Consider the following 19,301-nt stretch of genomic DNA (forward strand, 5'->3'; position numbering starts at 1 on the left):
CCTCATTCTCAGGGAATGATCGACGTGAATGCAGATGCGCCATGAACAATGGCCGACAGCTTCTCACCTCAGGCGTGACGGCGCTCGCGCCCGCAATCTGGGGCAGCACCTATCTCGTGACGACCGAATGGCTTCCGCCGGACCGTCCGCTGCTCGCCACCACCATGCGGGCGCTTCCGTCGGGTCTCATTCTGCTGCTCATTTCCCGTGTGCTGCCGAAAGGGGAATGGCTATGGCGTTCCCTCGTGCTCGGAACACTCAACATCGGCGCTTTCAACCTGCTGCTGTTCGTCGCGGCCTACCGCCTGCCCGGCGGTATCGCGGCGATGATCATGGCGGTGCAGCCGATGATCGTGCTGGTCCTGGCGGCATTGATCATCGGCGACAAGATACGCGCCGTCCACGTGGTGGCCTGCGCCCTCGGCGCGGCAGGCGTCGTTCTGCTCGTGTTCCAGGGCTCGGCCGCACTGGACACCGTCGGAGTGCTGGCCGCACTCGGCGGGGCGGCCTGCATGGCCACCGGCATCACGTTCACCAAACGCTGGGGGCGCCCGGCCGGAGTGGGCCTGCTGCCCTTCACCGGCTGGCAGCTGACGGCGGGCGGCCTCGTGTCACTGCCGTTCACCCTGTCCGTCGAGGGACTGCCCGGTTCTCTCACGGGCGGCAACGTCTTCGGGTTCGCCTACCTCATCGTGTTCGGCGCCGTGATCAGTTACGCGCTCTGGTTCCGAGGCATCGAGAAGCTGCCCGCGCTGGCGGTCTCCTTCCTCGCCCTGGGCAGTCCGGTCGTCGCGACGATCCTGGGGATCGCCTTCGAGGACGAGTCCTTCTCCGTGCTGCAGACGGTCGGGATCCTGGTGATCCTCGCGGCCGTGGTGCTCGCCCAGCCCAGGACGCCCAGGCCACGCGGCACCGAGGCAGGGAAGGCCGCCGCGACCGACGGGCCCGTGCCGGGCGGACCCAGGCACGCCGTGCGTCAGGGCGAGCCACGCCCTTGAGGCCTTGGCCCCCGACCGAGTCCCCACCCGCCTTTCCCGCACGTCCCTCCCCGCACATACCCACACATGAGTACACCGCTGGAGAGTTGTCATGTCTGCACAAGTGCACGAGAGTTCACCCTCGGCCGTGAAGGGATGGCTGGGCGTTGCCGCCATCACGGCCAGTCTCTTCGTCTTCCTGACCACTGAGCTGATGCCCGTGGGCCTGCTCACTCCGCTGAGCGAGGACCTGGACATCTCCGTCGGCGTCGCCGGCCTCATGGTCACCGCACAGGGCGTGGCGGCCGGCCTGGGCGTGCCGTTCATCGTCGCCTGGACCCGGCGCGTCAACCGGCGCCCGCTGCTCACCACGCTGCTCGCGGTGCTCGCCGTGGGCAACGTCATCACCGCCGTCTCGCCGAACTACGCGCTGATCCTCGCCACCCGGCTCTGCATGGGCTTCGCCAGCGGCGTCTTCTGGGCCATCGGCGTGAGCATGGCCATGCGGATCGTGCCCGAACGACAGGCCAACCGGGCCGCCGCGGTGGTGATGTCCGGCATCGCCATCGCCACGGTCGTCGGCATCCCCCTCGGCACCATCATCGAGGCACAGACGGACTGGCGGACCACCTTCGGCATCTGGGCCGGCCTCAGCGTGCTGGTCTTCATCGCGGTCGCGGCCCTGGTCCCGTCGATGCCGTCGCAGAACGCGGTGTCCGTCCGGGAGGTCTTCCAGCTGCCGGTCAGGAACGGGCAGCTGCGCACGGTGCTGTTCATCGTCGTCTTCTTCGTGCTCGGCCACTTCGGTGCCTACACCTTCGTGCGCCCCTACCTCGAGGACACCGCGGACGCCTCGTCCGGCTTCATCACCACCGTCCTGATCATCTTCGGTGTCGGCGGTGCGGTCGGGAACTTCATCGCCGGACACACGGTGAACAAGAGCCTGCGCGGCACCTTCGTCATCGGTCTCGTCGGGCTCCTGGTGGCCCTGCTGCTGCTGCGCGCCACGGGCAGCGGCGAGACGGGCGCCGTCATCGCGCTGGTCCTGTGGGGGCTCTCCTTCGGCGCCGTGCAGCTGTCCCAGATCAACATGACGCTCGCCTCCGCGCCCGACACCTTCGAGGCCGCCATGTCGCTCAACACCATGGCGTACAACACCTGCATCGCACTCGGTGCGCTCTTCGGAGGTCTGTTCGTCGACCACGTCGGCGTCACGAGCGTCATCTGGTTCGGTGTGGTGCTGGCCGCGGCCTCGCTGCTGCTGCGCCTCGCCACCGGCTGGGGGAAGGCGAGCAAGACCTCGGGCGACGTGTCCGAGGACGACCTCGCCCCCACCGCCGGATGATCGTCCAGCCCTGAACCCGGGTGGCCGGTGTGCCACCGTCCACCCGGGCCTGCGAACGTACGGGGGCGGCCACATCCGCCCCCGTACACCGGGCCGCCGCCGCCTCCAATCCCCCGTTGACGCGGCGGCGGCCCGCCACCGTGCCCAGCCCCTTTTGGAAGTCGGACATGCTGAACATCGCGCAGCCGCTGTACGACTGGTGCCGTGCGGCCCGCCCCTTCGCCCTGGCCACCGTCGTCGATGCCGGCGACCCACCCTCGTCACCCGGCCCCGCGCTCGCCGTCGACACCCAGGGGAGTGTGGTCGGCGGCATTCCGGGCGGCTGCTGTGTCCAGAAGGCCGTCTACGAGAACTGCGTCGGGCTGTTGCGCGACGGCGACGGCCCTGTGCGCGCCCGGTTCGGCCGACGGCACCAGGACCTGTCCGCCGCGCCCGGGGCGGGTGGGGCAGAGGTCGACGTCCTGGTGCAGCGGGTCGACCCCGTCGCCCAGCCGCACCTCGTCGACGCCCTCGACGCGATCGTACTGGGGCGCTCCGCCGCCCTGGCCCAGGTCGTCGACGGCCCCGGCGCTCTCCTCGGCCGCACCCTGTACGTCCCCGAGCGCGGTCCGCACCGCGGAACGCTGGGCGACGGGGATGCCGACCGGGCCGTCGTGGCGCAGGCCCGCGCGCACCTGAGGGCCGGTCGCACCGGGTGCCTGAACGCGCCCGCCGCCGGTCCCCGCCGCACCCGCCTGTCGGCCCTCCTGCACACCCACGCGTCCTGCCCCCGTCTGCTGATCTTCGGCGCCGCCGACTGCGCGGCCGCCCTCAGCAGGGCCGGTCAGCTGCTGGGCTGCCACGTCACCGTCTGCGACGCCCTGCCCGCCTTCGCCACCCAGGCCCGCTTCCCCTACGCCGACGAGGTCGTCGCCGACCGGCCGCACCGGTACCTGGAGCGCGCCGAGGTGGACGGGCGCACCGCGATCTGTGTCCTCACACACGACGCCGAATGCGACATCCCCCTGCTCTGCCGGGCGCTGAGCCTTCCCGTCGGCTACGTCGGGGCCACCGGTTCACGCCGGACCCACGAGCGCCGCCTGCAACTGCTGCGCGAGGCAGGGGTTCCCGAGGACCGGCTGGCCCGCCTGCACGTCCTGGCCGGTCCGGGCCCGGGCGCGAGCACCCCCGAGGAGCAGGCGATCGCCATCACGGCCGACATCATCGCCCACACCGACCGCGACACCGCCGCCATGCGGTTTCCTGGACCCTGACCCGCGAACGGCCGGGGGCGGGGTACGAGGAGAGGAACGACGTGACATCGGAGAACCACACCTGGGTCCACCGCCTCGACGAGGTGGACCTCGACGAGCTGTCACGGCTGTACCGGCTGGCCCCCCTGGGCAACAAACCTCCCGAGACACTCGCCACCGTGTTCGGCAACAGCCGCTACGCGTGCTTCGTCTACGCCGGTGACGTGCTCGTCGGCGCGGGCCGGGCGCTGGCCGACGGCGTCGACTGCGCCTACATCGCCGACGTGGCCGTCCACCCCGAGCACCAGGGGCGGGGCCTCGGCTCCGACATCATCCGCAAGCTCGTGGAGCTGGCAGCCGGTCACAAGAAGATCATCCTCTACGCCGCCCCCGGCACCGAGGCCTTCTACCGCGGGCTCGGCTTCCTCCACATGAACACGGCGATGGGGATCTGGTCCGATCCGCAACGGGCCGTCGACATCGGGCTGCTCAGCCCGGAGGACTGACGACGCCGCTTCACTCGGCCGCCCGGCCCGCGGCCGGTGGAGCGGCGGCCGCCGCCCGGGTACGGGCGTAGCGCAGCGCCCTGACGACCCGCCCGTAGCGCTCCCTCTCCTCCTCGCCCCGGTCGGCGTGCCGCAGCGCGCAGCGCAGGGCCGTGTCCGTGGCCTCGGCCCCCCGTTGCAGCAGCAGGACCACCGACTCGACGGACCCGCGGCAGGCCGCCCATTCGAGCGCCGTCCGCCCCCTCATGGCCCGGTCCTCCAGATCGGCCCCCCGGTCGATCAGCAGAGCGACGGTCTCGGGGTGGTCGTCGCCCGCGGCCAGCATCAGCGGCGTGTACGGGATCCGCTCCTGCGCCCCCGTGGACACCCCGGCGTCCAGCAGCGCCGCGACGGCATCCGTACTCCCGGCCATCGCCGCGCAGGTCAGCGGGGTCAGGTCGTGGTACGGCCCGGCATGCGCCGCCGTGTCCGCACCGGCCGCCAGCAGCACCCGGACGACGTCGGCGTGGTTCTCCTGGGCGGCCAGGTCCAGCGCCGTGCGCGCGTCGTCGTCGAGCGCGTCCACGGGGACACCGGAGTCCAGCAGCCTGACCACCGTCGCCACGTCCCCGTCCCGCGCCGCCCGCGGCAACTCGTGGGAACGCGGCGCGGGCGGCTTCCTCGTGGGTTTCGTCATGCGGTGATCATGTGGTGTCCGACGTGCGCGCCGCACGCGGTTTCGTCCCTGCCGCCCGCGGGAGAAGAGTGCCTCGGGGCCGGCGGACCGAGTCCTCTCACTTGTGAACGTGTGATGCACGGCACTTTCCCGAGTGACCCGGGCCGGGATGGGCATGAGCCAGCCTGAGCGAGTACCCGGGTCTCACCATGCGATACCGCAGGGGCGAAACCCGGACGCTCGGTAAAATGAGCCGACCGCAGTACATATACGTACGTGCGGAAAGAGACGGATTGAGCGAGGAGCGCACGTGGGCCTTGTCGTGCAGAAGTACGGAGGCTCCTCCGTAGCCGATGCCGAGGGCATCAAGCGCGTCGCCAAGCGGATCGTGGAAGCGAAGAAGAACGGCAACCAGGTGGTCGCCGTCGTTTCCGCGATGGGCGACACGACGGACGAGCTGATCGATCTCGCCGAGCAGGTTTCCCCGATCCCTGCCGGGCGTGAACTCGACATGCTGCTGACCGCCGGGGAGCGTATCTCCATGGCGCTGCTGGCCATGGCGATCAAAAACCTGGGGCACGAGGCCCAGTCGTTCACCGGCAGCCAGGCCGGAGTCATCACCGACTCGGTCCACAACAAGGCCCGGATCATCGACGTGACGCCGGGGCGCATCAAGACCTCGGTGGACGAGGGCAACGTCGCCATCGTGGCCGGCTTCCAGGGCGTCAGCCAGGACAGCAAGGACATCACCACGCTGGGCCGCGGCGGGTCCGACACCACGGCCGTCGCCCTCGCCGCCGCGCTCGACGCGGACGTCTGCGAGATCTACACCGACGTCGACGGCGTGTTCACCGCCGACCCGCGCGTGGTGCCGAAGGCGAAGAAGATCGACTGGATCTCCTTCGAGGACATGCTGGAGCTCGCTGCCTCCGGCTCCAAGGTGCTGCTCCACCGTTGCGTGGAGTACGCCCGCCGGTACAACATTCCGATTCACGTGCGGTCCAGCTTCAGCGGACTGCAGGGCACGTGGGTCAGCAGCGAGCCGATCAAGCAAGGGGAAAAGCACGTGGAGCAGGCCCTCATCTCCGGAGTCGCGCACGACACCTCCGAGGCCAAGGTCACGGTCGTCGGGGTGCCCGACAAGCCGGGCGAGGCGGCCGCGATCTTCCGCGCCATCGCCGACGCCCAGGTCAACATCGACATGGTCGTGCAGAACGTGTCCGCCGCCTCCACTGGCCTGACGGACATCTCGTTCACGCTCCCCAAGAGCGAGGGCCGCAAGGCCATCGACGCGCTGGAGAAGAACCGCCCGGGCATCGGCTTCGACTCGCTGCGCTACGACGACCAGATCGGCAAGATCTCCCTGGTCGGCGCGGGCATGAAGAGCAACCCGGGCGTCACCGCCGACTTCTTCACCGCGCTCTCCGACGCCGGGGTGAACATCGAGCTGATCTCGACCTCCGAGATCCGCATCTCGGTCGTCACCCGCAAGGACGACGTGAACGAGGCCGTGCGCGCCGTGCACACGGCCTTCGGGCTCGACTCCGACCGCGACGAGGCCGTCGTCTACGGGGGCACCGGACGCTGATGTCCGCCGCGCAGGACATCGGCCGTGACGGCCGCACCGGCCGGCCCACGCTCGCCGTCGTGGGCGCGACCGGTGCCGTCGGCTCGGTCATGCTCCAGATCCTGTCCCAGCACGCGGACGTCTGGGGCGACATCCGCCTGATCGCCTCCCCGCGCTCGGCCGGCCGCAAGCTGGCCGTGCGCGGGGAGGAGGTCGAGGTCGTCGCGCTCGGCGAAGAAGCCTTCGACGGGGTCGACGTCGCCATGTTCGACGTGCCCGACGAGGTCTCGGCGCAGTGGGCGCCCCTCGCCGCCGCCAAGGGCGTGGTGGTGGTCGACAACTCCGGCGCCTTCCGGATGGACCCGGACGTGCCGCTGGTCGTGCCCGAGGTCAATCCGCACGCGGTGCGGATGCGGCCGCGCGGGATCGTCGCCAACCCGAACTGCACGACGCTGTCCATGATCGTGGCGCTGGGCGCGCTGCACGCCGAGTTCGGGCTGCGCGAGCTGGTCGTCTCCTCGTACCAGGCGGTCAGCGGGGCCGGACGGGACGGCGTGGACACGCTGCGCCGGCAGTTGTCGCTGGTGGCCGGCACCGAGCTGGGGACGCACCCCGGCGACGTGCGGCGGGCCGTCGGCGACGACACCGGGCCGTTCCCGGAGCCGGTCGCGCTGAACGTCGTACCGTGGGCCGGATCGCTGCGGGAGGACGGCTGGTCGTCGGAGGAGATGAAGGTGCGGGACGAGTCCCGCAAGATCCTCGGGCTGCCGAACCTCCCGGTCGCGGTGACGTGCGTTCGGGTGCCGGTCGTCACCACGCACTCCCTGACCGTGCACGCCCGCTTCGAGGGCGAGGTCAGTGTCCAGGGGGCCCGGGAGATCCTGGCCACCGCACCCGGCGTCGTCCTGTTCGACAACCCGGCCGCGGGGGAGTTCCCGACGCCCGCCGACGCGGTCGGCACCGACCCGACCTGGGTCGGCCGGGTGCGCCGGGCCCTGGACGACCCGACCGCCCTCGAACTCTTCGTCTGCGGGGACAATCTGCGCAAGGGTGCCGCGCTCAACACCGCGCAGATCGCGGAGCTGGTGGCGGCCGAGTTCGGCTGAACCGGGATCAGAGAGGCGAAAAGGCCCGGCGGCCGTGGGTTTCGTTTGTAGGATCCATGGACGAGATGTGATCCGGAAGTTGGTCCGGACTACTTGTACCGGGCACCCGCGCCGTCAGAGGATTTCCTCCCCGCCCTCCGCAACCGCGCGAGCGGCGGGGAGCGTCTTTGCGGTCACCCATTCGTGGCGCGGGGCGTGGTTCGGCGCGGGGACGCCGAGGACGGGCGTGGGGACGCCCGTTCACATGGAACACAGGGGAAGAGCGGACGATGAGGGCCTATGACGCACCGTCAGCCGGGCAGCCGCCCGGGCGGCTGCCCGAGGGACACGGGAACGTGACGCCCGGCACGTACAACCCTCACAGGGGTGGACGTGTCCAACTGGCGTGGCAGAGGTTCTCGATTTCACCGCAGGCACGCGGGGCGCGGCTCTGCGCCCTCCCGTCCGGTCCGTCCGTCCCCGTGTGGCCGGTCCGGCCGGTGGCATGCCGGTGATCGCGCCGATGCCCGCAGCGCGGCCGGCCCGCATATCCAACCAGCGCGACGGCGCCGAGGACGTGGCGGCGGGCACCACCGTCGACCACCTCACCGAGACCTACCGGGCGCACTACCGCTCGCTGCTCGGTCTCGCCGCCCTCCTCCTCGACGACACGGCCTCCTGCGAGGACGTCGTCCAGGAGGCCTTCATCCGGGTGCACTCGGCGCGCAAACGCGTCCGCGACCCGGAGAAGACCCTGGCGTACCTGCGGCAGACCGTCGTCAACCTCTCGCGCTCGGCGCTGCGCCGCCGCATCCTCGGCCTCAAGCTCCTCTCCAAGCCCATGCCGGACATGGCGAGTGCGGAGGAGGGGGCCTACGACCAGCTGGAGCGCGACTCCCTGATCAAGGCGATGAAGGGGCTCCAGCGCCGGCAGCGCGAGGTGCTGGTCCTGCGCTACTTCGCCGACATGACGGAGGCCCAGGTCGCCGAGACGCTCGGCATATCCCTGGGCTCGGTCAAGGCCTACGGGTCGCGCGGGATCGCGGCGCTCAGGGTGGCCATGGAGGCTCCCGCATGAGCGACGGCAACGACGCGCGACCGGACACCCGTGACGGGCACGACGGGCACGATCCTGGACCGGACGCCCGTGACGGGCACGCCCCGGGACCGGACGCCCGTGACGGGCACGACGCAGGACCGGACGCCCGCGACGGGCATGACGCGCCCGCCGGACCGGCCGGGCGGGAACAGCAGAAGCACACGCACGACACGCACGCTGGGAACGGAACTGTGAACCACGGCCCCGCCGCGCAGGGCCCCGACGCTCCTGGGGCCGACGGGCCGGCCACCGACGAGGCCGCCCTGCGCGCGATGATGCAACGAGCGGTCCGGGAGATGGAGCCGAGCGACGGCACCCTGGAGCACCTGCGGCGCGCGGTGCCCGCCCGGCGGGCCCGCAAGCGCCAGGCCCTCGTCGGCGCGGCGGCCGCCGCCCTCTTCCTGGGCACGGCGGTCCCGGCGCTCGTGCACGTCTCCAACTCCACCGGCGCGGGTGCCGACCCGTCCGTCGCGGGCAACGCCTCACAGGCCCAGGGCGGTGCCTCCCAGGGCAAGGACCCGGCCGGCGGCCAGAGCGGCATCGCCGGCTCCGGGGACACCCCCGAGGACCAGGAGAAGACCGGCCCCAAGGAGACACCCGGCGGCAAGGAGTCCGGCGCCGCGACGGGCGAGCCCCCCTCGGGCGTCCCCAGCGCCAGCAGCCCCGCCGACGTCCCCGCGTGCGCGCCGGGGTCCCTCGGCCCGGCCGTCGCGAGCAGCGCCGAGCCCGACTCCACGGGCGTGGTCTACGGCTCCTTCCGCGTCACCAACGTCTCCTCGGACGGCTGTACCGTCACCGGCCCCGGCACCGTGGTCACCGCCTCGCTGGGCGCCGCGGAGGCCACCAGGATCGGCACCGCACGGCACGCCGCCGGGGACGCCGCGGCCGGACTGCCCGACCCGTCGCTGGAGACCGCCTCGCTGGCCCTGCCACCGGGCGCCGCGTACGAGGTGCAGTTCGCCTGGGTGCCCTCCGAGACCTGTCCCACCACGGGCGGCACCACGGGGGGCGGCACCGGCGGGCCCTCGGCCGATCCCTCGCCCACCGGGGACACGACCGCCGCGGGCGGCGCCTCCGAGGGCGGCGGCGAGGCCGCACCCACGACCCAGCTGATCACCGAGGACGGCCCGGCCGAGGGCAGCGTGTCGGTGACGTACACCCCGGAAGGCGGTTCCGGATCGGCGACGGCCACGGTGTCCAACGCGTGTGCGGGGACCGTCTACTGGACCGGCCTGCTGACGGACTCGGGCTCGGGGGCGTAGCCCACGGCGGTCGGGCCCCCGCGGGTCGGGTCACCGGGGGTCGGGCCACGGAGGGTCGGGCCACCGAGGGCCGGACCGCCCCTGCGGGTCAGGAGACGAGCCCCGCCCTGGTCCTTCCGGCGTCCTCGTCCTCCGCGTTCTTGGCGTCCTCCCCGTCCTCCGTGACCAGACCCAGCTCGGCGTCCCGGGCGAGTTCGACCTCGCGGCGCAGCAGCCGGAACCACATGAAGATCACGAAGCCGACGAACGCGAACCACTCGGCGGTGTAGCCGAGGTTCTGGAAGGCCTTCAGGTCGAGGCCCGTGTTCTGCGGCGCGCTGACGGGCACGGTCCGCATCCCGGAGTCGCCCTCGTTCAGCGTGACCCAGGCGTCGTACACGTCGTAGGGCACGAGGTTCAGCAGCGTCGCCGCGCTGATCGCGCCGGTCTGGCCGTCGGGCCACCCGGAACGCCCGCTGACGCCGCCCGCGCCCGGGGACTCGGCGGCCTGGAGCGCCCCGGTGACGGTGACCTCACCGGTGGGCGGGGCCGGGGCCTTCGCCGGGTCGGGTTCGCCGGGGAGCCAGCCCCGCACGACCGGCAGGGCCTCACCGCTGTCGGTGCGCAGGAGCGTGAGGACGTAGTAGCCCTCCCGGTCGTCCAGCTTCCGCTCCGGGACCAGCAGCTGATCGTCGTACCGGCCGGTCACGGTGGCCTGCTTGCCGACCGTCGCCTTGTCCACGGGCAGCAGCTCGGTCAGCGGGCGCGCGGCGTCCCGGGCGGCCGACTCCTGCTGTGTGGAGGCGGTCTCGTGGTCCTGCACCCGGTCCTCGAAACGGCCGAGCTGCCAGGAACCCATGAAGATGCAGAAGGGGATGGCCAGGACGACGAAGACGTTGATCCCCCACCATCGGGGCGTCAGCAGAAACCGGTACACGCCCTCCACGGTACGGTGCGCGCCCGGACGACCCGGCCGCGGGGCTGTGGAAAACGTGACGGACGGAGGAGGTTGTCCACAGGCTGGGGATCTCTTCTGCGCGTTGTCGCCAGGTCGGGGCAGTATGGGGCCATGACTGAGAGCAACGGGTTGCGGCAGACGCAGGGCGAGCAGGTGCCCGACTGGGAGAAGCGGTTCCGGGCGCCGAGGGTGTCGCTGCCCGACTGGGCCGAGGACGCCCCGGACCGCTCCCTGTTCGTCTCGAACGCGACGGGGACGTACGAGCTGTACGCCTGGGACCGGTCGAGCGGGGAGCAGCGCCAGGTCACGGACCGGCCCAACGGCACGACGGACGGCGTGCTCGCGCCGGACGGCGACGGGATCTGGTGGTTCGACGACAAGGACGGCGACGAGTTCGGCATCTGGCGCCGCCAGCCCTTCGCGGGCGGCGCGGACGAGGAGGCCGTGCCGGGCCTCGACCCCTCCTATCCGGCGGGCCTCGCCCTCGGCCGGGACGGCCGCACGGCGGTGATCGGCCGCTCCACCGACGAGGACGGTACGACGATCCACCTCGCGCGCGGGGACGGCGGCACACCTGCGGAGATCTACCGGCACCGCGAGTCCGCGGGCGTCGGCGACCTTTCCCACGACGGCTCCCTGATCGCGATCGAGCACACCGAGCACGGCGACGCCATGCACTCGGCGCTGCGCGTCCTGCGCCCCGACGGCAGCACGGTCGCCGAGCTGGACGACACCAGGGGCGGCGAGGAGGAGCTGGGCCTGGAGGTCCTGGGCTTCGCGCCGGTCGACGGCGACACCCGGCTGCTCATCGGCCACCAGCGCCGGGGCCGCTGGGAGCCCCTGGTGTGGGACGTGGCGACGGGGGAGCAGACCGACCTCGCGCTGGAGCTGCCCGGTGACGTCAGCGCCGAGTGGTATCCGGACGGCTCCGGCCTGCTGATCGTGCACGGCTTCGAGGCCCGCAGCGAGCTGTTCCGCTACGACTTCGCCGAGCGCGGCCTGACGGAGATCGACACCCCCGCCGGCACCGTCTCGGGGGCCACGGCCCGCCCCGACGGCAGCGTGGAGTACCTGTGGTCCTCGGCCGCCGAGCCGTCGGCCGTCCGCTCCACCACCGGCCGCGTCGTGCTGGACCCGCCCGGCCTGAAGTCGCCCCGCTCGGTCCCGGTGGAGGACGTGTGGGTGGAGGGGCCCGGAGGCCGCATCCACGCCCTGGTCCAGAAGCCCGCCGGGGCGGCCGGTCCGCTCCCGACGGTCTTCGACATCCACGGCGGCCCGACCTGGCACGACAGCGACTCCTTCGCCGCGGGCCCGGCCGCCTGGGTCGACCACGGGTACGCGGTGGTCCGGGTCAACTACCGGGGCTCCACCGGGTACGGCCGCGCGTGGACCGACGCCCTCAAGCACCGGGTGGGCCTCATCGAGCTGGAGGACATCGCGGCGGTGCGGGAATGGGCGGTCGCCTCGGGCCTCGCGGACCCCGAGCGCCTGATCCTCACCGGCGGCTCCTGGGGCGGCTACCTCACCCTCCTCGGCATCGGCACCCAGCCCGAGGCGTGGACGCTGGGCATCGCGGCCGTGCCGGTCGCCGACTACGTCACCGCGTACCACGACGAGATGGAGGGCCTCAAGGCCCTCGACCGCACCCTGCTGGGCGGCACCCCCGAGGAGGTCCCCGAGCGCTTCGAGGCCTCCTCCCCGCTGACCTACGTCGACGAGGTCAAGGCCCCGGTGTACATCTCGGCGGGCGTCAACGACCCGCGCTGCCCGATCCGCCAGGTCGAGAACTACGTCGAGCGCCTGGAGGCCAGGGGCGCCGTCCACGAGGTCTACCGCTACGACGCGGGCCACGGCTCCCTGGTCGTCGACGAACGCATCAAGCAGGTACGCCTGGAACTGGACTTCGCCAGCAGAAACCTCCCAAAGCCGTAACCCCTCCTCGGGCCGACTTCCTCGCCGCCCGGGTCGGGTTCCGGGGGTGGTTTCTTGGCCGCCCGGGTCGGGTTCCGGGGGTGGTTTCTTGGCCGCCCGGGTCGGGTTCCGGGGGTGGTTTCTTGGCCGCCCGGGTCGGGTCTCGGGGGTGGTTTCTTGGCCGCCCGAGACGGTCTCCGGGGTGGCTTCTCGGCCCACCGAGCCGGGTCTCCGGGGTGGCTTCTTGGCCCACCGAGCCGGGTCTCCGGGGTGGCTTCTTGGCCGACCGAGTCGGGTGGTGGGTGGGCATAGGCCGGGGGTCCAGGGGGCGGAGCCCCCTGGCGGGGTCGTAGGGGCGGCGCCCCTACACGTCCGCCCCCCGCCGGGCCCGCCGCCCCAGCAACTCCGCCAGCCCTCTCCGCGTCGCCGCCAGCACCACCCGATCCGAGCCCCGCAGGACATACGTGTCGGGCAGCTCCCACACCAACCGCGACTCCCGCGCCCTCTCCGGCGCACCACCCTCCCCCCGCCCACCATCCGCGACCTCGAGCGCCAGCACCCGCCACGCCCCCGCCCGGAACGCCTCCCCGACCGTCTTCCCCTCCAGCTGGGGATGCCCCGCCACCTCCACCGCCGCGAACAGCAGCACCCGCCGCTCGACAGGGATCGCCCCGAGGATCTGGCGGCCCATCATCGCCCCGGCGAAGGACGGCGCCGCCAGGTGCGTCACGCTCCGGCTCCGGGTGAGCGCGCGGGGATGCGCGGCCCGCAGGGTGCGGTACACGGCGGTCGCGAAGTCGTCGTCGTACAGGCGCAGCACCACCCGCAGCCGCGACCGTACGGACCGCGCGTACAGCACCGCCTCCAGGTTGGTCGTGTCCACGCTGGTCAGGGCGAGCAGCGAGTGCGCCCGATGGATCTTGGCGGCCTCCAGGACGCCCTCCTGGGTGACGTCCCCGAGCACCACCGGCACCCGCAGCCGCCGCGCGGTCGCCATGCCGCGCGCCTCGGGGTCGGCCTCGACGCAGACCACGGGGATGTCCATCTCCCGCAGCCGGGTCAGGACGCGGGTGCCGATCTTGCCGAGACCCAGCAGGACGACATGCCCGCCCAGCCCGCGCGGCGGCTTCCGCAGTGCCGACGCGCTGCGGAAGGTTCCGAGGGCCTCCAGCACGGCGGCCAGCAGGACGGGCAGCAGCAGCAGCCCGACGAACCCGGAGAGGAGCTGGAGGATCTGACGGCCGGTGTCCTTGTTGTGCGCGGGTTCGTTGATGGAGAACAGGTCGAGCAGGGTCACGTACGTCGCGTGCAGGGGATGGTCGCCGGTGACCAGCATCAGCGCCACGGCGAGGGCGACCACGCAGGCCGCCAGGCCGGCCAGCGACCACCGCAGCCGCCGTGAGAACAGTTCGCCGAAGGCGGGCACGCCGGCCCGCCCGGCGGGCAGCGGCGGACCGGAGTACGACACCTGCTCCAGGGCCACGGTCCCGCGTCCGGTCGCCGCCTCCACCGCGGCCGCGTCGGGCAGCAGTTGCGGCCCCTGCTCACCGCTGTCCTCCGAACCGTCCGCACCGGCCGGGTCGTTGCTCGTCGCGGACAGCAGCGCCAGGGTGCACAGCCCCGGGTCGGCCACCTCGCCGGGGCGGGGCGGATTGCGTTCGACCGCGCGCAGCAGCAGACCGTCCGTCTCGACGACCTTGCTGGTGCCGACGAGGGCGGTGGCCGCCAGCGCGGGCGCGGCGGTGTCGGCGTCGGACAGGACGGTGGTGGACCCGGCTCCGGCTCCGGCTCCGGCTCCGGAGCCGGGACCGTTGCCCGTCGCCAAGGTCGCGCTCTGGTCGAGGAGTTCCTCGATGTGCTGGCCCAGGCGCCGGTTGTACAGACGCAGGACCAGCCGCAGCCGGGGGTTGAGCCGACGGGCGGTCAGGGCGGCGCGGATGTTGGTCTCGTCGTCGTCGTACACGAGGGCCAGCGCGGTGGCCCGCTCGACACCGGCGTCCGCGAGTACGTCCTCGGTCGGCTCGGTGGCGTCGAGTTCACGGTCGGCGCCGCCCGGATCGCCGTTGCCCGTCCGGTTGACCGCCGCGTTGACCATGTCCAGCAGTGCCGCCGAGGCCGCGCGGGCCCGCCCGACCACCGGCTGACGCACCCGGCGCCCGGCGGGCGGGACGACGAGTGTGACCTGCTCGCGGTAGACGCCGCGCAGTTCGGCGGCCAGCCGGTGGGCCAGTCCGTCGTCGCCGCACACCACCATGTGCGCGTACCCGTCGCCCTGCGGAACCTGGTTCGGAACGCTCCCCGTATGAGTCCCCATTTGGGGAAGGACAGTACAGGCACCGGGCGCGGTTCCAGGAGCGCCGGAAGAGATCGAGGGCGGCATTAAAGACGCGTAAAGATTGCCGGAACGCGGCAATGACGGGCTGTCGCACCGCGTGTGACGATTCGTTTTACCGAAGCTCAGCGACGGGCGGGAGGGGGACGGCACGCATGGCCTGGTTTCTCGGGCTGGGTATCACGGGGGTCGTGCTGCTCGCCCTGTCGCTGGTCTTCGACGGAGTGCTGGAAGGCGCGTTCGGGGGAGCGCTGGACGGCCTCCTGGAGGGGTGGCTGTCGCTGCCGGTCGTCGCCGGGTTCACGGCGATGACCGGCTTCGCCGGCGCCATCGCCCTGGGCACCGGCGGGACCGGTCCCGCGGGCGCCGCCGGGGTCGGCGCGGTCGCCGGAGTGGGGGCCGGCTGGCTGACGTACCGCTTCAGCCGCGCCCTGATGCGCGACCAGACCGCCGTCACGCCTCGTAGCAACGACCTCCTCGGCACGTCCGGCAGGGTCGTGACCGCCATTCCGGCGGACGGCTACGGCGAGGTCCTGCTCCGGCTCGCCGGGCAGCCGCTGAAGTGCGCGGCGCGCAGCACGGTGCCGCTGGCGCGGGGCGCCGAGGTGTGGGTCGAGGCGGTGCCGACGGGGACGTCGGTGGTGGTGCGCCCGGTGGACCGCTGAGTTCTCTGCCTTCTCTGTCCTCTCTGCCTTCTCTGTCTCTGTTCTGTCTGTTCTCTCTGTGTGATTCGGGGGCGTTGCCATGAGTCCTGTCGTCATCGCGGTGGTGGGAGTCGTCGTACTCCTGGTGCTGCTCGCCCTGGTGGTGGTCAGCCGCTACAAGGTGGCCGGTCCGAGCGAGGCGTTCATCGTCACCGGGCGGCGCGGCAAGAGGTCCACCGATCCGGAGACGGGCCGTGTGTTCACCGACAACAGCGGCCAGAAGGTCGTGGTGGGCGGCGGCGTGTTCGTCGTGCCGTTCGTGCAGCAGCGGTTCACGCTCGACCTCTCCTCCCGGCACATCCCGGTCGCCGTGCGCGGCGCGGTGACGCTGCGCGGGGTGAAGGCCAACCTCGAAGGCGTCGCGATCGTCAAGGTCGGCGGCACGGAGGACGCGATCCGCGCCGCCGCGCAGCGGTTCCTGATGCAGCAGGACGGCATCGTCGGCTTCACCCAGGAGGTGCTGTCCGGCGCGCTGCGCGCGATAGTCGGCCGGATGTCCGTGGAGGACGTCATCCGGGACCGGGCCGCCTTCGCCGGCCAGGTCGCCGAGGAGGCGGAGGCGAGCCTGTCCGGGCAGGGCCTGGTGCTCGACGCCTTCCAGATCCAGGACATCACCACCGAGGGCTCCTACCTGGAGGACCTCGGCCGTCCCGAAGCGGCACGTGCGAAGCAGGAGGCCGACATCGCGGAGGCGGTCGCCCGGCGGGCGGCCGAGCAGGCGCGGCTGAAGGCGGAGGAGGAGATCGCGGTCGCACAGCGGACCCTCTACCTGAAGCAGGCCGAGATCAAGGCCGAGACCGACCAGGCCGCGGCCCGCGCCAACGCCTCGGGTCCCCTCGCGGAGGCGGCCCGGCAGCAGGACATCCTCGCCGAGCAGGAGAAGGTCGCCGAGCGGCAGGCCGCGCTGAAGGACCGCCAGCTGGACACCGAGGTGCGCAAGCCCGCCGACGCCCAGCGGTACGCCGCCGAGCAGGAGGCGGAGGCCCGCCGGGTGGCGCGGGTGAAGCAGGCCGAGGCCGAGCGCGCCGCCGGTATCGCCGCCGCCCAGGCGGAGGCCGAGCGGGCCCGGCTCACCGGTGAGGGCGAGAAGCAGCGGCGCAGCGCCCTGGCGGACGCTGTACGGCTGGAGGGCGACGCCGAGGCCGCCGCCATCGGTGCCAAGGGCGCGGCCGAGGCCGAGGCGATGGAGAAGAAGGCCGACGCCTTCGACCGGTACGGCGACGCCGCCGTGCTGCAGATGCTGGTCGAGGTGCTGCCGCAGGTGGTGGCGAAGGCGGCCGAGCCGCTGGCGGCCGTGGACAAGATGACGGTCATCTCGACGGACGGCGCGAGCCGGCTCACCCGCACGGTCGCCGACAACGTGGCGCAGGGCGTGGAACTGCTGGGCTCGACCACGGGCGTCGACCTGGCGTCCCTGCTGAAGGGCATCACGGCCAAGGAGGGCATCACGGCCAAGAAGGGCATCACAGCCGAGGAGGGCAGCACGGCCGAGGGCGAGGCAGGCCGGGCCACCACCGAGAACGGCAAGGTGCAGATCACGGACTGACGCCCCCGCGTCGACCGGTTGCCGGGACGGCCCGCGAGTCTAGATCTCCTGGGCGGGCCATCCCAGCAGCCGGGCCCCGATGACCGCGGTCTGCAGCGTGTAGCGGTGCACCGGGTCGGAGGCGTTCGCCCCGGTCAGCTGGTGGATGCGGTCCAGCCGGTAGGTGAGCGCCCGCACGCTGAGCGTGAGACGCCGCGCGGCCTCGGCCGCGGTGCAGCCGGCGTCGAAGTACACCTCCAGGGTCCGCAGCAGCGGCTCGGCACCGCCGCGGGCCTCGCGCAGCGGACCCAGCACGCTCAGCACCAGGTCGGCCATCGCCTGCCGGTCCCGGGCGAGGACGGGGTAGACCAGCATGTCCGCGGCACGCACCACGGGCTCCTCCAGGCCCAGTCGGTCGGCCAGTTCGAGGGTGCTGAGCGCCTCCTCGTAGCTGTGCACGACGCCGCCCGCGCCGCTCTGCGGCCGCCCGATGGCCACCCGGCTGCCGTCGGTGGCGGCGTAGGCCTGCTTGGCGAAGAAGGAGAGGACGTCGTCCTGGTCGCCGGGCGCGATACAGATCAACTGCCCGTTCTTGGTGGTGATCAGGACGCGCCGGTCGCCGAAGCGGGAGATGAGCGCGCTCTCCACGACCCGCGTGACCGGGGCGGTGTCGTCGTACGCCTCGGGCCCCTCGGCCACCGCGACGGCGTGGGCGTGGGAGAGGACCAGCCCGAAGCGCTCGGCCCGTTCGGCGAGGCGTCCGAGGTCGCTGCGCCCGTAGAGCAGGTCGTCGATGAACTCCCGCCGCGCGGCCTCCTCCTGGCGTACGGCGAGCCGCTGCGCGCGTTCGTAGCCCTCGGCGAAGGCGTCCACGGCCTGGGCGACGGCGGCGAGCACGGTGCCCGTGGCGTCGGCGCCGGAGACCTTCGCACCGCGGCCGGGCCAGGACGTGCGCGTGGCGTCCAGGTGCAGCCGGACGAGACTGCGCAGGCTGTGTCCGGCCTCCGCGGCCTGCTCACCGAAGAGCCTGCGCTCCTCCAGCTCGTCGCGGGTCAGCCGGCGCCCCGTGTCGGCGACGCCCGCCAGGATCTCGGCGTACCCGGCCAGATACGTCTCCCACTGCTCCGTCTGCAGGTCCGTCACCCCGCGCCTCCCCTGCCGTTCACGCCCGGTGCGCGGTGTCCGGCAACGTGAGGGTAGTCAACGCTGCCGGAAACCGGCAACGCGGAAGGCGGGGGGCAGCGGCTACCCTCCGCCGGCCCCTAAGGCCGCTGGTACGGCTGCTGACCGGACGGCCCGTACGCCTGACCACCGGCCTCCTGCGCCTGGAGCTGCTCCGCCTGCTCCTTGGTCACCTGCTGCTCGGCGCCGCAGAAGGTGCACTGGGTCGCGTACTTCGTCGAGAAGGGGAACAGCGGCACGAAGAACAGGGTGAACTTCGTGACGCGCTTCCTGAGCGTGTGCGCGGCGGGGTTGCCGCACCGGCCGCACACCAGAGTCAGTATCGCGAGCTGGTAGAGGTACCCCTTGGTGCCAAAAATGATCACGAGCTGGTCCTTCCCGGTCGGCCCCCCGCGGGCGCGCAGGACACTCAGATCTTCCCCCGGCCGCGCCTACAGGTCGCACGCCGCGGTATTTGGGTGCCGTCCCGGATGGCCCGGACGGGCCCGCCCGGGCGAGTCTGGAGCCCACTCCCCTTACCCGGCCGCTACGACCTGGTGTGATCGTGATGCCCCACCCCGCAAGGAGAGCACATGGCCCGCCCCGCTGACCGCGTCGCCCACCCAGGGCCCCGCGTCGGGAGGAGGACCCCATGCCCGTACCCGAAGACCGCAGGCTCAGCGAGATCGAGTCCCGCCTGCACCGCGAGGATCCCCAGTTCGCCCGGGGCTTCGCCGACGGCCGTCCCTGCCGCCCGCGCGAGTACCGGTACCACCGGGCCTGGCTGCTGCTCGCCGCCGCCCTGGGCGCGCTGGCCGCCGGCCTGTTCCTGGCCCACGGGCTGCTCATCGCCGCCGGGCTGGTCTTCGCCGGCGTCGCCGGTGAACTCTTCGACCCGCACCGGCGCGAGCGCGGCACCCGGTGCCCGCCGTCCGGGTCCTGACCCCGGCGGGCACGGGGCGGCGGACACAGGCGCGCACGGGGTTGCGCACGCGGGCGCATA

General features: G+C 72.6%; 17 protein-coding genes. 12 read left to right on the plus strand and 5 right to left on the minus strand.

Features of this window, described 5'->3' with window-relative positions; genetic code table 11:
• Positions 1 to 41: 41 nt before the first annotated feature.
• The 4 genes from ACZ7MF_RS28420 to ACZ7MF_RS28435 all read left to right on the plus strand — a co-directional run bounded on the left by ACZ7MF_RS28420 (position 42) and on the right by ACZ7MF_RS28435 (position 4,060).
• On the plus strand, positions 42 to 998 hold the full coding sequence (locus tag ACZ7MF_RS28420) for an EamA family transporter (protein ID WP_471480872.1): 957 nt from the start codon (positions 42 to 44) through the stop codon (positions 996 to 998).
• A gap of 91 nt (positions 999 to 1,089) precedes the next feature.
• Entirely contained in the window at positions 1,090 to 2,322 is a 1,233-nt protein-coding gene (locus ACZ7MF_RS28425) for an MFS transporter (protein WP_471480874.1), read from the plus strand.
• A 167-nt stretch (positions 2,323 to 2,489) separates the two neighbouring features.
• Positions 2,490 to 3,575: an XdhC family protein gene (locus ACZ7MF_RS28430; RefSeq protein WP_471480876.1), complete on the plus strand. Its 1,086-nt coding sequence runs from the start codon at positions 2,490 to 2,492 to the stop codon at positions 3,573 to 3,575.
• A 41-nt stretch (positions 3,576 to 3,616) separates the two neighbouring features.
• Complete coding sequence (locus ACZ7MF_RS28435) at positions 3,617 to 4,060, plus strand: GNAT family N-acetyltransferase (protein ID WP_471480878.1); 444 nt, start codon at positions 3,617 to 3,619, stop codon at positions 4,058 to 4,060.
• A gap of 10 nt (positions 4,061 to 4,070) precedes the next feature.
• Here ACZ7MF_RS28435 and ACZ7MF_RS28440 read toward each other — a convergent pair whose 3' ends face one another.
• On the minus strand, positions 4,071 to 4,736 hold the full coding sequence (locus tag ACZ7MF_RS28440) for an ankyrin repeat domain-containing protein (RefSeq protein ID WP_471480880.1): 666 nt from the start codon (positions 4,734 to 4,736) through the stop codon (positions 4,071 to 4,073).
• A gap of 289 nt (positions 4,737 to 5,025) precedes the next feature.
• Here ACZ7MF_RS28440 and ACZ7MF_RS28445 point away from each other — a divergent pair, with 289 nt between their 5' ends.
• The 4 genes from ACZ7MF_RS28445 to ACZ7MF_RS28460 all read left to right on the plus strand — a co-directional run bounded on the left by ACZ7MF_RS28445 (position 5,026) and on the right by ACZ7MF_RS28460 (position 9,728).
• On the plus strand, positions 5,026 to 6,303 hold the full coding sequence (locus tag ACZ7MF_RS28445; RefSeq protein WP_471480882.1) for an aspartate kinase: 1,278 nt from the start codon (positions 5,026 to 5,028) through the stop codon (positions 6,301 to 6,303).
• Complete coding sequence (locus tag ACZ7MF_RS28450; protein ID WP_471480884.1) at positions 6,303 to 7,388, plus strand: aspartate-semialdehyde dehydrogenase; 1,086 nt, start codon at positions 6,303 to 6,305, stop codon at positions 7,386 to 7,388. The genes ACZ7MF_RS28445 and ACZ7MF_RS28450 overlap by 1 nt, the downstream gene beginning before the upstream one ends.
• A 484-nt stretch (positions 7,389 to 7,872) precedes the next feature.
• Entirely contained in the window at positions 7,873 to 8,445 is a 573-nt protein-coding gene (locus ACZ7MF_RS28455; protein WP_030183825.1) for a SigE family RNA polymerase sigma factor, read from the plus strand.
• Positions 8,442 to 9,728 carry a hypothetical protein gene (locus ACZ7MF_RS28460; protein ID WP_471480886.1) on the plus strand — a complete coding sequence of 429 codons (1,287 nt, stop codon included), beginning with the start codon at positions 8,442 to 8,444 and terminating at the stop codon, positions 9,726 to 9,728. The genes ACZ7MF_RS28455 and ACZ7MF_RS28460 overlap by 4 nt, the downstream gene beginning before the upstream one ends.
• Positions 9,729 to 9,816: 88 nt before the next feature.
• Here ACZ7MF_RS28460 and ACZ7MF_RS28465 read toward each other — a convergent pair whose 3' ends face one another.
• Entirely contained in the window at positions 9,817 to 10,644 is an 828-nt protein-coding gene (locus ACZ7MF_RS28465; protein ID WP_471480888.1) for an SURF1 family protein, read from the minus strand.
• Positions 10,645 to 10,776: 132 nt separating this feature from the next.
• Between ACZ7MF_RS28465 and ACZ7MF_RS28470 the strand changes: the two genes are divergently transcribed.
• Positions 10,777 to 12,597, plus strand: a complete 1,821-nt coding sequence (locus ACZ7MF_RS28470) for a S9 family peptidase (RefSeq protein WP_471480890.1) — start codon at positions 10,777 to 10,779, stop codon at positions 12,595 to 12,597.
• Positions 12,598 to 12,940: 343 nt separating this feature from the next.
• Here ACZ7MF_RS28470 and ACZ7MF_RS28475 read toward each other — a convergent pair whose 3' ends face one another.
• Positions 12,941 to 14,830 (minus strand): NAD-binding protein, encoded by a 1,890-nt coding sequence (locus ACZ7MF_RS28475; RefSeq protein WP_471481214.1) that lies wholly within the window; start codon positions 14,828 to 14,830, stop codon positions 12,941 to 12,943.
• 233 nt (positions 14,831 to 15,063) lie between these two features.
• Here ACZ7MF_RS28475 and ACZ7MF_RS28480 point away from each other — a divergent pair, with 233 nt between their 5' ends.
• Both ACZ7MF_RS28480 and ACZ7MF_RS28485 read left to right on the plus strand, forming a co-directional pair.
• Complete coding sequence (locus ACZ7MF_RS28480) at positions 15,064 to 15,573, plus strand: hypothetical protein (protein WP_471480891.1); 510 nt, start codon at positions 15,064 to 15,066, stop codon at positions 15,571 to 15,573.
• 79 nt (positions 15,574 to 15,652) lie between these two features.
• Positions 15,653 to 17,158, plus strand: a complete 1,506-nt coding sequence (locus ACZ7MF_RS28485; protein WP_471480893.1) for a flotillin family protein — start codon at positions 15,653 to 15,655, stop codon at positions 17,156 to 17,158.
• Positions 17,159 to 17,197: 39 nt separating this feature from the next.
• Here ACZ7MF_RS28485 and ACZ7MF_RS28490 read toward each other — a convergent pair whose 3' ends face one another.
• Together ACZ7MF_RS28490 and ACZ7MF_RS28495 are read right to left on the minus strand one after the other, a co-directional pair.
• Positions 17,198 to 18,280, minus strand: coding sequence for a PucR family transcriptional regulator (locus ACZ7MF_RS28490; RefSeq protein WP_471480894.1), 1,083 nt, complete (start codon positions 18,278 to 18,280; stop codon positions 17,198 to 17,200).
• A 119-nt stretch (positions 18,281 to 18,399) separates the two neighbouring features.
• Positions 18,400 to 18,684: a zinc-ribbon domain-containing protein gene (locus tag ACZ7MF_RS28495; RefSeq protein ID WP_356868534.1), complete on the minus strand. Its 285-nt coding sequence runs from the start codon at positions 18,682 to 18,684 to the stop codon at positions 18,400 to 18,402.
• Between the two features lie 266 nt (positions 18,685 to 18,950).
• Between ACZ7MF_RS28495 and ACZ7MF_RS28500 the strand changes: the two genes are divergently transcribed.
• Positions 18,951 to 19,241: a DUF3040 domain-containing protein gene (locus tag ACZ7MF_RS28500; protein ID WP_471480896.1), complete on the plus strand. Its 291-nt coding sequence runs from the start codon at positions 18,951 to 18,953 to the stop codon at positions 19,239 to 19,241.
• Positions 19,242 to 19,301: the final 60 nt, after the last annotated feature.

The sequence above is a fragment of the Streptomyces sp. NPDC111628 genome, from assembly GCF_055635195.1.